This is a genomic window from Microvirga guangxiensis (assembly GCF_900102135.1).
Classification (GTDB): domain Bacteria; phylum Pseudomonadota; class Alphaproteobacteria; order Rhizobiales; family Beijerinckiaceae; genus Microvirga; species Microvirga guangxiensis.
The window spans coordinates 1-13,363 of the sequence record NZ_FMVJ01000010.1; the positions used below are offsets into that span (position 1 = coordinate 1).

Here is a 13,363-nt window from a genome sequence, read left to right on the forward strand (position 1 = left end):
CCGCTGCACGACCGCGTCGTCGTCCGCCGCATCGAGGCCGAAGAGAAGACGGCCGGCGGCATCATCATCCCGGATACCGCCAAGGAAAAGCCGCAAGAGGGCGAAGTCGTCGCCGTCGGCGCTGGCGCCCGCGATGAGAGCGGCAAGGTCGTTGCTCTCGATGTGAAGGCCGGCGACCGCGTCCTGTTCGGCAAGTGGTCCGGCACCGAGGTGCGTATCGACGGTCAGGATCTCCTGATCATGAAGGAATCCGACATCATGGGCATCGTCGGCTAATCAAGCCTTCGACCCATCACAGATTTCCAATTTAACTGGAGGCTAAGCCTATGGCTGCCAAAGACGTTAAGTTTTCTACCGAAGCCCGCGATAAGATGCTGCGCGGCGTCGATATCCTCGCCGATGCGGTGAAGGTGACCCTGGGTCCCAAGGGCCGCAACGTCGTGATCGAGAAGTCCTTCGGCGCTCCGCGCATCACGAAGGACGGCGTGTCGGTCGCGAAGGAAATCGAACTCGCTGACCGTTTCGAGAACATGGGCGCCCAGATGGTGCGCGAAGTGGCCTCGAAGACCAACGACATCGCCGGTGACGGCACCACGACGGCAACCGTCCTGGCCCAGTCCATCGTCCGCGAGGGCGCCAAGGCTGTTGCCGCCGGCATGAACCCGATGGACCTCAAGCGCGGCATTGATTTGGCTGTTGCTGAAGCCGTGAAGGACATCCAAGCTCGTGCCAAGAAGGTGGCTTCATCTGAGGAGATCGCCCAGGTCGGCACGATTTCGGCCAACGGCGACGCCTCCATCGGCGAGATGATCGCCCATGCCATGCAGAAGGTCGGCAACGAGGGTGTCATCACCGTCGAGGAAGCCAAGACCGCCGAGACCGAGCTCGACGTCGTAGAAGGCATGCAGTTCGACCGCGGCTATCTCTCGCCGTACTTCATCACGAACGCGGAGAAGATGGTTGCCGAGCTCGAGGATCCCTACATCCTCATCCACGAGAAGAAGCTCTCCTCCTTGCAGTCGCTCCTACCGATCCTCGAGGCCGTGGTTCAGACTAGCAAGCCATTGTTGATTGTGGCGGAAGACATCGAAGGCGAGGCGCTCGCTACCCTCGTGGTGAACAAGCTCCGTGGCGGCCTGAAGATTGCCGCCGTGAAGGCGCCGGGTTTCGGTGACCGTCGCAAAGCCATGCTGGAAGACATCGCGATCCTCACCGCCGGCCAGACGATCTCTGAGGATCTCGGCATCAAGCTCGAGAACGTCACCCCCGACATGCTCGGCCGCGCCAAGCGCATACGCATCGACAAGGAGAGCACCACGATCATCGACGGTGCTGGCTCTACGCAGGACATCGAAGCCCGCGTGCAGCAGATCAAGGCGCAGATCGAGGAGACCACCTCGGACTACGACCGCGAGAAGCTGCAGGAACGTCTTGCCAAGCTCGCAGGCGGCGTCGCGGTGATCCGCGTCGGCGGCTCGACCGAGATTGAAGTCAAGGAGAAGAGGGACCGCGTTGACGACGCGATGCATGCCACCCGCGCTGCGGTCGAGGAAGGCATCGTTCCTGGCGGTGGCACGGCTCTGCTGCGGGCCAAGGCTGCGGTTGCCAAGCTCTCCAGCGACAATCCTGATGTGAAGTCCGGCATCAACATCGTGTTGCGTGCCCTTGAGGCTCCGATCCGCCAGATCGCCGAGAATGCTGGCGTCGAAGGCTCTACAGTAGTTGGCAAGATCAACGACAACACGAAGTCCGACACCTTCGGCTTCAATGCTCAAACCGAAGAGTTCGTGGATCTGCTTCAGGCCGGCATCGTCGATCCGGCCAAGGTCGTCCGCACGGCTCTGCAGAATGCAGCCTCGGTCGCTGGTCTGCTGGTCACCACCGAAGCCATGGTCGCCGAGACACCGAAGAATGACGCTGCTCCGGCCATGCCCGGCGGTGGAATGGGGGGCATGGGCGGTTTCTAAGCCCTGTCTCCAGCGTGATATGCGAAGAGCCCCGGAGCGATCCGGGGCTCTTCATTTATGTTGTCTGGCTACTGCAGCCCGGAATTGTTCTCAGGTCTGAAGGTCAATGTCGAAGTCGAAGCGACCTCGCCTATGACGACTGGGATGCTCGTGATTGACTGGTGGCGTGTTAGCGGTCGGACAACGAATTCCTACGTAGTCCGAGACATTGATGTTGCCGGATTCTACGACACCATCTTCGAGAGCTTTCGCCGTCTGCCCTGGTGGCGACCTCATCTCAGCATAAGAGAATAGGATTTGTCGCAAATCCAGTCCCGTTCCAAAAGGAGGAGCGGTATGCTCCCAGAGTTTATGCAGCAAGCAGGTGAAATTTCTCAGCAATTGAGTATTGCGGCGCGCAGGCATACTCGCCTGTTGCTTGCGCATCATGTGGACCAGCTCGATCCCACTGAGGATCACACGGGCCGTGGCCGCGGACTGGAACCCAATCATGGATCGGACCCGGCGCTTGATGGCGCGATGATCCTGCTCGCTACGATGATTGAGGTAGGCACATTGCCGGATGCGAATAGGCTTCAGATCACGCTGTGTTCTATCCTGGAGCCGGTCTGCGGTATCACACAACAGGATCGCTTCGCGGTTCGTCTGGCTGCCGGCGATCACGATCCGCTCAGGCCGGCCATGCCGCTTGAGAGCCTTGCGCAGGAACCGCTAGGCGGCAGGCAGGTTGCGCCGCTCATTGAACCGAAACTCAACCGTGCCGCCATGGCTGTCGATCGCGCGGCACAAATACATCCAGCGACCTCTCACCTTGATGTATGTCTCGTCGACATGCCACTTGCCGGTCGCGGCTCGCTTGCGGGTATTGAGGCGCTTCCGAAGTTCGGGCGAGTACCGGACAATCCATCTGTGGATCGTGGCGTGATCGACGAAGATGCCGCGCTCGTCCAGCATCTCCCTAGTTGCGGAGGCTGAGGCCATAAGCGAGGGACCACCGAACACGTCGAGCAGAACCTGTTGCAGCTTGTGCCAGACACCTGCGTGCTGCCAATCGCGCAAGCGCCGCCAGCACGTCATCCCCGAGCCGCAGCCCATCTCCTGGGGCAGCAACTCCCACGGCGTGCCAGAGCGCAACACGAACAAGATGCCAGTCGAGGCTGCCCTGTCACTCAGCCGGGGCCGTCCACCCTTAGGCTTGGGAGGCTCAGGGGGAGGAGGGGTTCAATCACCGCCCACTGGGCGTCGGATACAAGTGGTTTGGCCATGCCTGACCAACGCTCTCAACCCAGTTTTGTTAGACGCTCTTAATTAGGCGTCGCAATTCTCAACAAGTGCGCCGCGCGAGCCTCAATAATCCGACGGACAACTTTAAGAATTTCATGGGCAATGCCCGCCTCCTCAAACTCTGCTAGAAGCTTGTCTGCCTCGCCTCCGATGCGCCCTGCCAGTTCGGCTATGTCCTTGACTAGAAGGCGCTGAGCGCCGCGCGTCTCCGGGACGAGCGTGAGCCAGTGTTTCAACTGTATCGTGTCTGGAGCCGAGCGCCCTCCAATCGCCATAGCGAGCTTCTTTGTGAGCCGCGGATATGCAGCCGTACATACCACATCGTATAGTGGCGCGAGGTCAGGAACCTTGCTTCGATAGAGTAGGGCGTAATTCTTCCCGTGAGCGTCCGCGTTGCCGACAAGGTAGTGGAAGATCAGCATTCGAAGGAAGCGCAGACGGTCTGCCGCCGGACGCGCGGTGGCGCGGCCAATCAGGTCCAGTGCCTTCTCTGTCCCCGGTCCGCCTTCCTCTTCATATTTGAGCTCCGGCGGTACGCTCAAAGCCTGACAGAAATCTTCCTGGTGCAAGCGGGTAATCGTTCCGTCCTTGTGTGGCGCGCGGTCATAGCGCTCAACGATTAGGAAGGGTATCGCGCCAGTGCGGCGCATCTCGACGGCCGGCACCGGAAATTTCAATCGCGCTGCAAGGCGCAGGCAGAACAGCTCGTTCTCTACTGTGCCGTCGAGCGCCTGAATGAAGGGCTTGAGGATATGCGTAGTTGGTCGGCCGCCTTTGGCGAGGCCGATATCGTCGCCTTCTACGCAGACTGCAAGTTTGTCTTGCGCACCAGCTAAGGACAGCCGGACACCTTCCTCACCGCCGAGCAAAGGTCGCTCTCGTAGCTTGCCAATGATTTCTTCGAGCCGCGCCGGGTTCAGCAGCTCGACACCATCGTCATCCGACGATGATGGCGTCTCGCCGGTCCGATAGAGAGACAAGGCACCAGCGCATTCACCACCGATTACCTCCAGGAGCCCGAAGGCATTACCGGCTGAAATGCCGAGCGCACCCGCGAGGCGCTGCCGCGCACCCTCATCCGGCAGCAGACCCGAGAAAAAGGGACGAACCACACGGTCGGCGTAAGGCGCCTCCTGCAACGGCATGGAAAAGGAGATGGGGTGCGGCTCTCGTCCGGCGAGATAGCCGGGATCGTAGGCGTAGCTCAGAGTACCTGCCTCGTCCTGGGCTAGGGTGCCCGCCTTTATATCGCCGAACCAAACATCCAACAGGTGCGTCATGGCGCACTCTCTCGGCGGCTGCCGACGGAGACGCTAAGGCCTAGAGCGGCAGCCACCCGAAGAGCGCGGCCGACCTGACAGCTCTCCTTTCCTGCCTCCAACTCGCGCACGAACCGAACCCCCACGCCGGTAAGCCCGGCAAGCTGTTCCTGTGTGAGTTTCTGCGACTTCCGCTCCTGGCGGATTATGAGACCAAAGCTTCTGCTGTCTGAAACGGATTGCATAAATCATCCCTATTGGGACGATTATAGCAGGATAAGGAACGAGAATCAATAAAAAGAACCGATCGGGACTTTTTTGGCCGCCGATGGACCCTTAGTCGATCAATCGTCCCGATCGGGGTGATGATGACGCAGCCTTGCTTCTATCAGAATTACTAAACGGTGAGACACCTTGGTCCGCTGCTCACCTGTGACCGGCCCCAAACTCTCACGCTCTGGTGCTGGCACTGTCAAGCTGTTGAAGTAAGACACACCGATCTTGGTTCGGGGCCGGGTTAGGCGACAGTCACGGTGCCAGTGACCTCTATCCAGACGCGGAAGGCCCGAGCGCGAGCCTGCCGCCGATCAAAAGAGAATACAGGTATACCCCTGAGACTGCGGTTGGAATAGTTACAAGTTGGCCCGAAAATACCGAGACATTTTTTCGAATTTTCATAGTACTTACAGGGAAGGCGCGCCAATCTATCTCTTCTAAAACTTGGCCGCACCCCTTCATTGTTTGGATATACTCTGGTGAATTGAAACTAAATTATGCCGTAGAGGTAACGCCTCGTTCGGACAGATCTATGTCGTTTCGGACTGTTAGATCTGACAACTCCTATCGTAGCGCTAGTTCAGCATTGTTTTCTGCCGCCGAAGCCATCCCTGCCCCTGTAAAGCTCGACTTTGTCCAACAGCATGTTTTCGCCAATGCCATGTCTTCTTATTTGGACAAATTATGTCTTCGCAGCTTGGGCCTCGAGATTTCTGGAACTTAGAAGTGAGACGGTTCTTGAGGCAAGATTGCTGTCTCAGACTGGAACTACCAGCCTAGGAGATTGTAAGAAATTACCTTTCTTGATCCATTTTGTCTAACTGCTGTCGATTTCCCCTTGCGTGAATGGATAAGAAATCCATGGAGGCGAACCACCGCCAGGGGTAGGCTGCTCCCAAATCCAGGTATTGGTCCACGGTCCACGCAAAGCCCCGGTACCAGCTGGCAGCGACAAAGCCTGCACTGTCGAGGTAGGCCTCAAAGCCGTCGAGGTGGTGCAGGTTGCGGGTGTTGAACCCGTGCCATACCGGAATTCCCGCTATGTCTTTCTTCCAGACAGACAGCGCATTGGCGCTGATCAGGACCGGTGCATGGAGGGATCGGGCAGCATCGATCAGCGGCCCCCTCATGACATGAGGGAGCCCGAGGATAAACTTGAGCATGGAAGGACCGGACTTGCGAGGACTTGGCCTGAAACTGGCACAAAAAAGGACCGGCAAACGCCAGTCCCTTGGACACTTCAATAACTTATGAGAACGCCTTGAGAGGCGAAATTAACGATGCTGGTGACGCTGTTTTCGGTCGTGCCATTCATTGAGCAGCACAGCGCCCCATGCCAGCGCCAGCACCAAAGCTGGTGTCGCCACAAAGGCTAGAAACGATGTTCCACTCATGCTTCTAATCCTCTAAGTGCCCGTCGTGCTGCCAAGTGTATGTAGCCCGACGGCGGTACCAAGGAAACCCAATACGGCTAGCCCCAGTTCCGAGTTCGCCAAAGCGAGCCCGAGGCCATTCACTTTGAATATAACACCTGCGATTGGAGTTGCTACTCCCACGGTTACGAAGGCCGTCGAGGCCCGATCAATGGCGTTGGCGAGGAGTTTTCTCCTCTCGTTCCGGACATGCTTCAACTCAAGGTGCCTCCCTCCCGATGTACGATCGTGGTCAGGTTGAGCTTCTTGGGGTTTGTCATCCCTATGGCTCATGGAAGGCGACCTTGAAGGTTCACGCGACTTGCGCGTTTGACTGGCTGGCGATTGCTTCCAGTGCAGCCTCGGCGCTCTGCTGCAGGCGGAATTCGGCCAATTGCTGGCGAAGGCTCAGATACAGTGGCCGGAAGGCCTGGCCGTTCTGTTCAACAAGGTCGGCGAGAATATTGACGGCCTTGAGGAGCTTTTCCTCTGAGATCGGTTCCCGGTCGGTGCGTGGCCAAGCCGTCATGATGTGTGCTCCTTACTGTTGAGGAGGCACACTGGCGCGATGATCTTGATGTGAAGTTAATCTTGCATGCGGCCTGTCCAGGATACCGAAGTTTCCTCCCTTTGACGCTTGCTTCGCGATTGCCAAGCGACCTTCGCACAACGTTGCAGGGCTAATGGACGAGCAAGGAATGGGAGTTTCTATGTGCAAGCGAAGACAGACTAGGCTGCCAGTGCCGCCACCGCCGTCCAACGACAACTTTCCAAAACCTGCTGGTCGCGCGGTGGCTTTGGAGCCACCGCTATCCCGACTAGAGATCCTCTCGGTAGTTCTTGAGCGGGCCGATCGCATCAGGCTCGACTTCGTGGCGAGGGGCGTACTGAAGATCCAGGGGAAGAATCCAGGGGTAGCCTACAAATCCGCGTAGCCCTTCTGGCGCTGGATCGTTGCCCATGCCTCCAAGGCCTGGGTGGCTTCGGCTTCGTCAGGAAACAGCTCGACTTTTTCCTGCCCTTTCGATCCAACCTGCCCCCAGTTGTGGACCAGCCGGATTGTGCCGAACAGATCCCGCTCGATCATCAAGCTGTAGTATCGCGCCCTCCCCTGCTCCGGGTCCCGGCGGTAAAGCACCACGTGGTGCCGGATCGGCGAGCGGATGTCAGGCATCAGTAGCCTGAACTCAGGAAGTTGGCTTGTTCCGCATTGCGAGCCCCATCTCCCGCGTCATCGCTTCCTCGATGTCCTCGAGGCTAACCTCGGTGGCGTGGCCGCTGCCAGAGGCTGGCCCCGCCGATGCCCTGGTTCCCTGATCCTGCTTGGCCTTGGGCGGATTGATCGGCATCCGGGCTTGGGCCGGGAACCGGTTGTCGAGGGTATCGATCAGGCTATTGAGAGTCGCATTGGACAGCGGCACGTCGGGAGCCTCGCTCAACCCGTTGAGGGCGAGCCCTTGATTTGTGAAGCGCGCCTGGCCGGTCACCTCGGGCCCGAACCATTCCAAGGGGCGGAACGCTCTTGCCTCTTCCAGACTGCCGAACTCAACGGTGACAAGGTGAAGGAGGCAGGGCCGCATAATGTGATCGACCAGGGCCGTATAGGATCCGATCGGCAGCTTGGTGCGGGCATAATCGACCTCACCGGCACACACATCAAGCAGGGCGTGAGCATGCGGGGTTGGCACTTCGGTCCGATCCTCGGCCTCTCCGTTCGGACCTGAAGTCTGGAGGATCAGAAAGGCCCGGTTCTCCTCGAGGTGGACGAAGGTGAGCCTGTCGCCTTGCGTCGGAAAGAAGCCTTCCACCTGACGGTAAACGCCTTTCTCACGCTGGATAAGGCGGGCCACAGACGATGAGATGAGGAACCGGCGCTGAAGGGGCATGATACCGAAGGACTGAAAATGGATTGCGGAGATTAGGCTCTCGTATATCGCAGCGTAAAGCCCAGCAACCATGGATGCGGTAACATCGTGCCCGATCACAGTCTGGAAGACTTCTCCTTATCAAGAATCTGGCGCTTAGTAAGATACTGGCGATTGCAGAGAAACAGCGGCTCCGTGTCTTCACCCCGCATGTCTGTCCACCCGATGATGTTCGATACCGGCACCGGGTGATAGCGCGAGGCGCCCTTGGGCATGGGCTCGAACAGGATGACTTGATTGTCGGGGCTCTCCGCCAGGGCGCCGGTGAAGGAATGGCCGGAGCAGACGTGAACAATTACTACCCGATCGAGAGGCAATTGCATGAGTTCAGCAAGGGGATCGGCATCGGCCGCGCTAGCTTGGACGCTGGCAATCAATTCGTTGCCGACGTCGAGCTGGTTCCGCAGCTCCTGAACGAGATCGAGGCCCTGTCCACCAATATGCGTGGCGTCCTGCAGACAGAGGACGTCGGATTCATCAGTTTCAGAGAGAGACAGACGTTCGGTGTTGGCGAGAATGGCAAAGAAACTCTGAATCTCGGCGAGCAATTGGACGACCGTCTTCGATTCAGTTGAATGGGCGGTGGTGTCCATAAAGAGTCCTTACGGAAATCTGAGGGTTTAAGCGGCGATCTGCTCACTGAGCTTATCGATGAGGTCGTTGGCACGGGCCATGATCCGGGTCCGGACTTCGAGCTCGTTCCCTGAGTATTGATCAGGGTGATAGATGAGGGTCACGGCTCGCCGCAGTTTCGTGAGATGCTCTTTCGCCCGGACGGGCTATGCGCGAATGAACAGCTCTGACGCTGACCAGAGGCGTTCTTCCTGAAGGGACGGCCCGGCTGCAGGCTGTTCGGGGGGATTGGGCAGGCTTTAGCCTGCGGCGCTTGGATGGTGGCAAACAGATCGATTGAAGAACTATCGCCGACCACCAGATCGGATACCGGCACGGGGACCATGAGCTTCTCAACCCCATAGTACACAATCAGGGTCATCGCCTTGGTGAAGTCGCCGTCCCTGCCTGCAAAGGCACTGCCGTAGTGTACCGAACCGTCCTGTGCAACGGCTCGCAGCTTCCGATAAACACCCCCGTTCGATGCCTGGAAGACGGCGTCGGTGAGGCGGATGTCCAATCGGTCGATCCGGCCATCAGTGCCTGTCTCTGGTTCGCAGCGGCTGATGTTGAGGAAGCCGAGGTGAAACCAGCTGTTATCGTTGTGGGCATGGCGCATCGTCATGGCGGAACCACCATTCATCGAAAACTGGGAAGGAAGGGGCGGTGAGTTGACGGTGCCGGCCGTCAGGCAAAGAGGACGTGACTGTGCCCGTCCTCGAAGGCCTCCAGACCAAGGTCGCGGCTGTCCTCAGCGAGGTCTTTTGCAAGCGAAGGCTTTTCGAGAGTTTGCCACTGGGGCCCTTCCGCTTGGGCCTTGTACTGGTTGGACCAGCGCTCGACTGCGGCAACGGTAGCGGCAACCATCGCCACGCGATTGTCCCAGCGACCGCCGTCGCAATCGATCCCTCCGTGGACGATGGCGATGGCGCCCTGTTCCTGAAGCACGGCGATCCTCGCCTTGAGCTTCATCCGTTGCAGCAGGGGATCGATCCTGTTGCGAAAGGCCTCACGGCATACACGACGGATAAGACTGCGGGACTTGCGCGTGAGCTGCATCGTGACTGCCCTCCCTCTTGGGGTTTTGACCGATTGTCGGGTTCACACAATGCTCGACTTCGATATTGCTCGAAGGCTCCTGCTCAACTCTCTAGAGAAACCTTTAGATGGTCTCGGGGGCAAAAATTCTGTACTGAGTTTCAACCAAAGCCTCGAGGCCGCTCTTAGATCCATCGGTATAGTACCAGCGGCTAAAGGCGGCTGACTGAGAGTGCGTTCCAACCGTCACCTCGGCCATCCGGCACTGCATATCGCTTGTGCTCCGAAACCCGTTTTCGATGGCACTCTGCTCGGAACTGCGGGGTTGGCCCGTCTTTGGCCCGATAATCTCGGGCATGGGTGCTGGGGGATTGGAAGCGAAATCGCGCCCTTGACCATCTAAGACCCGAAACAACGGATTCTGAGTAAGGGAAACAACCATGAAGTTACCAATGACAATAACATCGTTCTTATAATCGCGTATCTGCTGCAGAATGAGGCGAACGCTTCCCGAATTAGAAACACAGATAACCGCAATATATCTGACCGCGCAGCGCGATCCCCTCCCTCCTTGACACTGCGCCCACTAAGTGTGGGGGAACACAGAAGGCGCACCAGAAACGTATAGACTAGCAAACGATCTGCAGAGCCCAAGCTAAACAGCGGGTCTTGGTTCACCTACTATTCAGGTCGATGAGGCCAATATCAACAATAAGGTAGGTGTTTACATCATTGAACCCATTAGGAGTTCGGGAGAATTAACATGCGTAAGATTGCAACTCTTGCTGCTGTTGGTGTTCTCGCTCTCGGCATGCTCTCGACCTCAGATGCCGAAGCTCGATCTGGGCGTCGCGGTGCTGCTGTCGCGGCTGGCGTTGTCGGCCTTGCGGCGGGAGCCATCATCGCTGGCGCTGCGTCTCAGGCCTATGCGGCACCCGCCTACGGCTATGGCTATGCCGCGCCCGTCACGTCGTACCGGTATGGCTACGATGACGGCTACTATGCGCGCCCGGTTTATCGGGAACGGCGTGTTGTCCGCTACTATGAGGAACCGCGCCCGGTTTACCGCACCCGGCGTGTGGTGCGATCCTATAACTATGGATATGCACCTGTGAGGAGCCGCACAGTCACCTATAGCTACGGTTCGCCCTATTACGGACATGGCTACTACGGCGGCTGGTAATGGTTATCCGATCAAACAAGCGAAGGGCGGCTCACCAAGAGCCGCCCTTCTCTGTTCAAAGCGCCTGAGCGCGAGGCTCAGCCTCGCGCTCAGGCGACTGGTAGCGCATTGCCGGCTCCTTTGCAGTTGGGCGCGCCCGCGAAGCCGCATGTTAAACACAACGGAGTAGCAGTAAACTTTAGTTGCCCGTCGGCTAGACGCGAAAAAGCCGCCGGCGTCGGTCGTGCCCGGCGGCTTTCAATCGATGTTGCCTTGCAATCACTCAGCCGGGCATTTCTTGAATTTCTTGCCCCAAAGCGGCTCTAGATCGGGGACAGGGGTGTAGCCGGCTGGGGTGAGTTCAAGTGGTCCCTTTCGGCCATAACCAGGGACTTCAGCGATGAAGACATAGTCCCCGTCCTTCTCCTTGCTTCCAAAGATCCAAGCGAGCTTTCCATCGGCGCGAGCTCCCCCAGAGAACGTTTTGCTGAGTTCAACACCCCGATAAACGTGCGGAGTGCCCTTTACGAAGATCGTGATGTTGTCGAGCTTGACGTCAACCCGATCGGCTGCCGGGTTCTTGCAATCGAGCGACCAGACAACCCGATACTCAGGATAGTCTTCGAGCGTGAGGGCAAAAGTAGGCATGGAGGAGGCTGCGAGGATTGCGGCCGCGATGATCGCACGCATGATATCTTCCCATTCGATTGTCCAAAATCGGGTTCCGATAGAGGGCCCTGCACAGGCCTAATCCCGGAATGCCGGGGGATTCCCGACCCGCAGCGGCTTGTCAGAACCGCACGTGAACAAGCTCACGTTCGCGTCAGCGATTTCAGCGGCCTTGGCATTGGCATTCTGAATGCTGGCGTCCACGTAGGCGATGTGGCAGGCGTTCTCGCCATTGAGCTTGGTCACCACAAGAACCTGCTTGGTGATCGATTTCGGCACGGGCGTGCTCTGGACCTCAACGTTGACGTACGCCCGGTAGATGGTGGCGTAGGGCTTGCCATTCTGAAGGCGCCATTCGATCTTCTTGCCCGTGAATTCCTGACTTGGAGTGAATCCGGGCTCATGCTCCCCATCTTTGCCGAAGGCAACTCCGCCGAGGGTAACCGCATCTATGAAGAAGGGATCGCGCCCCACGCCCCGGCACTTCCACTCCACGATCTCACCCTCGCCTTGGTTGCTGAGAGTTTTGCAGGTTTTTCCAGAAGTCTCTGTATAGGCCACAGTTCGGCCGGTTCCGGACGAAGTTTGAGCCAAAGCAGGAAAGGCAAAGGTGCAAGCGGCCGCGGCGAGGACGACAATTTCCGGGTTCATGGCTGGTTGATCTTGCTGCAAGTTTTGTATCCGAGCGATATTTTGTTTGCTCAGGGTTGGATAGCCAAAACGTAAGTGAGCGTTAATGGCAGGCGATTTGGCGGCCACATGGGACTTCCACCCCGGCTCGTTGGAAGGGGCGGAGCATTATGCATCCGCTTTTCCGCCCGCCCCTCCAGGTGTTCTTCCCCACTACTCGGCCTGGCCGACTGGCTGGGTTTCGCTGGTAACAGAGACGATGGGACCGCAACCCTTCCTGAGGGTCACCATCACCTTCAGGACGATGGTCTCCTCGTCCTCTTCGATCTCGCTCATCAGAGGGTATGCCTTGTCGAAGACGACATCTCGAACCTCCCGCTCGAAGTGCGTCCGTGCCTCTCCCGTGATCTTGGACAGCATTGTGGCGTACGAGCTGCTGTACTCACGCTCCTGCTGATCGTAGTCTCCCGCTTCATCGTTAAACCAGTGAATGCCACGCATCATGCGGGAGTGCGCTTCGTCCTCGCGCCCCTTGGCGAGGATTACGTTGGGGCTGTACGTATCCCAATCAACGTTGAAGTAGATCGCCGCAATCAGGGCGGACAGGGTTCTATCGCCACCTTAGGGATCTTCAATCGTGAAGGTAAGCGCCAAATCGACTACCACACTATCGTAGAGGTCCTGGATGTTGGCCTTGGTGATTGCGGCCCCAAAGTCGGTATAGGTCAGGGGATCACCGGATTCGCCGTCATTGAGAGGAACCTTGATCTCGTCCCCTTCGGCTTTGATGACAAGGGTACTACCCTTGACATAGGGAACGACGCCTTTTCCGAGCGCGTTCACGATCTCTACATCCTCGAACATGACCCGTGCTACGGCGGGGCAGCCACCCATACCGGGAAAGCTCTCGAGCATGGATTCGAGATACCCGCTGTCTTGAACGCTGTGGCGGTCAAGGTAGACCGCGACGATTTCATGCCGCGCCAGGCGATCGCCGTCGGCAGAGATTAACCCTCCATCGGAAGGAATCCATCGAACGCCAGCGAGATTGGAAACCACACGACGGGCGGGGGATTGGGAACGGGTAAGCGCTCCGCAGCGGATGATCGGCGACAAGCCTGTTAACCAG

General features: G+C 58.2%; 16 protein-coding genes and 2 pseudogenes. 3 read left to right on the plus strand and 15 right to left on the minus strand.

Annotation, left to right across the window (positions count from 1 at the left end; translation table 11 throughout):
• Positions 1-276: co-chaperone GroES (groES, locus tag BLP10_RS16365; protein ID WP_139165495.1), on the plus strand; the 276-nt coding region annotated here is incomplete at its 5' end.
• Between the two features lie 50 nt (positions 277-326).
• The gene (gene groL, locus BLP10_RS16370; RefSeq protein ID WP_091136974.1) at positions 327-1,967 is read left to right on the plus strand and encodes a chaperonin GroEL; all 1,641 of its coding nucleotides are present in this window, start codon (positions 327-329) and stop codon (positions 1,965-1,967) included.
• Positions 1,968-2,316: 349 nt separating this feature from the next.
• Here the strand turns inward: groL and BLP10_RS16375 are convergent.
• The 11 genes and pseudogenes from BLP10_RS16375 to BLP10_RS16430 form a co-directional block, all read right to left on the minus strand.
• Positions 2,317-3,000, minus strand: a pseudogene (locus BLP10_RS16375) (IS6 family transposase).
• A pseudogene (locus tag BLP10_RS16380) lies at positions 2,970-3,232 on the minus strand (transposase); the annotation flags it as partial. The pseudogenes BLP10_RS16380 and BLP10_RS16375, both read right to left, overlap by 31 nt.
• A 39-nt stretch (positions 3,233-3,271) precedes the next feature.
• On the minus strand, positions 3,272-4,531 hold the full coding sequence (locus BLP10_RS16385) for a type II toxin-antitoxin system HipA family toxin (RefSeq protein ID WP_091136977.1): 1,260 nt from the start codon (positions 4,529-4,531) through the stop codon (positions 3,272-3,274).
• The gene (locus tag BLP10_RS16390) at positions 4,528-4,755 is read right to left on the minus strand and encodes a helix-turn-helix domain-containing protein (protein ID WP_091136979.1); all 228 of its coding nucleotides are present in this window, start codon (positions 4,753-4,755) and stop codon (positions 4,528-4,530) included. Before BLP10_RS16390 ends, BLP10_RS16385 begins: the two co-directional genes overlap by 4 nt.
• Positions 4,756-5,580: 825 nt before the next feature.
• Complete coding sequence (locus tag BLP10_RS16395) at positions 5,581-5,949, minus strand: hypothetical protein (RefSeq protein WP_091136981.1); 369 nt, start codon at positions 5,947-5,949, stop codon at positions 5,581-5,583.
• Between the two features lie 562 nt (positions 5,950-6,511).
• Positions 6,512-6,727 (minus strand): hypothetical protein, encoded by a 216-nt coding sequence (locus BLP10_RS16405; RefSeq protein WP_091136983.1) that lies wholly within the window; start codon positions 6,725-6,727, stop codon positions 6,512-6,514.
• 390 nt (positions 6,728-7,117) lie between these two features.
• Entirely contained in the window at positions 7,118-7,372 is a 255-nt protein-coding gene (locus tag BLP10_RS16410; protein ID WP_091136985.1) for a WGR domain-containing protein, read from the minus strand.
• 13 nt (positions 7,373-7,385) lie between these two features.
• The gene (locus tag BLP10_RS16415) at positions 7,386-8,084 is read right to left on the minus strand and encodes a hypothetical protein (RefSeq protein WP_091137258.1); all 699 of its coding nucleotides are present in this window, start codon (positions 8,082-8,084) and stop codon (positions 7,386-7,388) included.
• A 95-nt stretch (positions 8,085-8,179) separates the two neighbouring features.
• Entirely contained in the window at positions 8,180-8,716 is a 537-nt protein-coding gene (locus tag BLP10_RS16420; RefSeq protein ID WP_091136987.1) for a hypothetical protein, read from the minus strand.
• Positions 8,717-8,856: 140 nt separating this feature from the next.
• Complete coding sequence (locus BLP10_RS16425; protein ID WP_091136989.1) at positions 8,857-9,360, minus strand: hypothetical protein; 504 nt, start codon at positions 9,358-9,360, stop codon at positions 8,857-8,859.
• A 62-nt stretch (positions 9,361-9,422) separates the two neighbouring features.
• Positions 9,423-9,794, minus strand: coding sequence for a hypothetical protein (locus BLP10_RS16430; RefSeq protein ID WP_091136992.1), 372 nt, complete (start codon positions 9,792-9,794; stop codon positions 9,423-9,425).
• Between the two features lie 742 nt (positions 9,795-10,536).
• Between BLP10_RS16430 and BLP10_RS16440 the strand changes: the two genes are divergently transcribed.
• Complete coding sequence (locus tag BLP10_RS16440) at positions 10,537-10,956, plus strand: hypothetical protein (RefSeq protein ID WP_091136995.1); 420 nt, start codon at positions 10,537-10,539, stop codon at positions 10,954-10,956.
• 258 nt (positions 10,957-11,214) lie between these two features.
• Here the strand turns inward: BLP10_RS16440 and BLP10_RS16445 are convergent, their stop codons facing one another.
• The 4 genes from BLP10_RS16445 to BLP10_RS16460 all read right to left on the minus strand — a co-directional run bounded on the left by BLP10_RS16445 (position 11,215) and on the right by BLP10_RS16460 (position 13,350).
• A complete protein-coding gene (locus tag BLP10_RS16445) occupies positions 11,215-11,625 on the minus strand; it encodes a hypothetical protein (RefSeq protein WP_091136997.1) in 411 nt (136 codons plus the stop codon).
• A gap of 57 nt (positions 11,626-11,682) precedes the next feature.
• On the minus strand, positions 11,683-12,363 hold the full coding sequence (locus BLP10_RS16450) for a hypothetical protein (RefSeq protein WP_139165518.1): 681 nt from the start codon (positions 12,361-12,363) through the stop codon (positions 11,683-11,685).
• 84 nt (positions 12,364-12,447) lie between these two features.
• The gene (locus tag BLP10_RS16455) at positions 12,448-12,738 is read right to left on the minus strand and encodes a hypothetical protein (protein ID WP_091137003.1); all 291 of its coding nucleotides are present in this window, start codon (positions 12,736-12,738) and stop codon (positions 12,448-12,450) included.
• A 117-nt stretch (positions 12,739-12,855) separates the two neighbouring features.
• The gene (locus tag BLP10_RS16460; RefSeq protein WP_139165519.1) at positions 12,856-13,350 is read right to left on the minus strand and encodes a hypothetical protein; all 495 of its coding nucleotides are present in this window, start codon (positions 13,348-13,350) and stop codon (positions 12,856-12,858) included.
• Positions 13,351-13,363: the final 13 nt, after the last annotated feature.

Bases quoted from the DNA above. Each gene is read 5' to 3' on its own strand.
- groL (WP_091136974.1), top strand. From the start codon at position 327: ATGGCTGCCAAAGACGTTAAGTTTTCTACCGAAGCCCGCGATAAGATG.
- BLP10_RS16385 (WP_091136977.1), bottom strand. From the start codon at position 4,531: ATGACGCACCTGTTGGATGTTTGGTTCGGCGATATAAAGGCGGGCACC.
- BLP10_RS16390 (WP_091136979.1), bottom strand. From the start codon at position 4,755: ATGCAATCCGTTTCAGACAGCAGAAGCTTTGGTCTCATAATCCGCCAG.
- BLP10_RS16395 (WP_091136981.1), bottom strand. From the start codon at position 5,949: ATGCTCAAGTTTATCCTCGGGCTCCCTCATGTCATGAGGGGGCCGCTG.
- BLP10_RS16405 (WP_091136983.1), bottom strand. From the start codon at position 6,727: ATGACGGCTTGGCCACGCACCGACCGGGAACCGATCTCAGAGGAAAAG.
- BLP10_RS16410 (WP_091136985.1), bottom strand. From the start codon at position 7,372: ATGCCTGACATCCGCTCGCCGATCCGGCACCACGTGGTGCTTTACCGC.
- BLP10_RS16415 (WP_091137258.1), bottom strand. From the start codon at position 8,084: ATGCCCCTTCAGCGCCGGTTCCTCATCTCATCGTCTGTGGCCCGCCTT.
- BLP10_RS16420 (WP_091136987.1), bottom strand. From the start codon at position 8,716: ATGGACACCACCGCCCATTCAACTGAATCGAAGACGGTCGTCCAATTG.
- BLP10_RS16425 (WP_091136989.1), bottom strand. From the start codon at position 9,360: ATGACGATGCGCCATGCCCACAACGATAACAGCTGGTTTCACCTCGGC.
- BLP10_RS16430 (WP_091136992.1), bottom strand. From the start codon at position 9,794: ATGCAGCTCACGCGCAAGTCCCGCAGTCTTATCCGTCGTGTATGCCGT.
- BLP10_RS16440 (WP_091136995.1), top strand. From the start codon at position 10,537: ATGCGTAAGATTGCAACTCTTGCTGCTGTTGGTGTTCTCGCTCTCGGC.
- BLP10_RS16445 (WP_091136997.1), bottom strand. From the start codon at position 11,625: ATGCGTGCGATCATCGCGGCCGCAATCCTCGCAGCCTCCTCCATGCCT.
- BLP10_RS16455 (WP_091137003.1), bottom strand. From the start codon at position 12,738: ATGATGCGTGGCATTCACTGGTTTAACGATGAAGCGGGAGACTACGAT.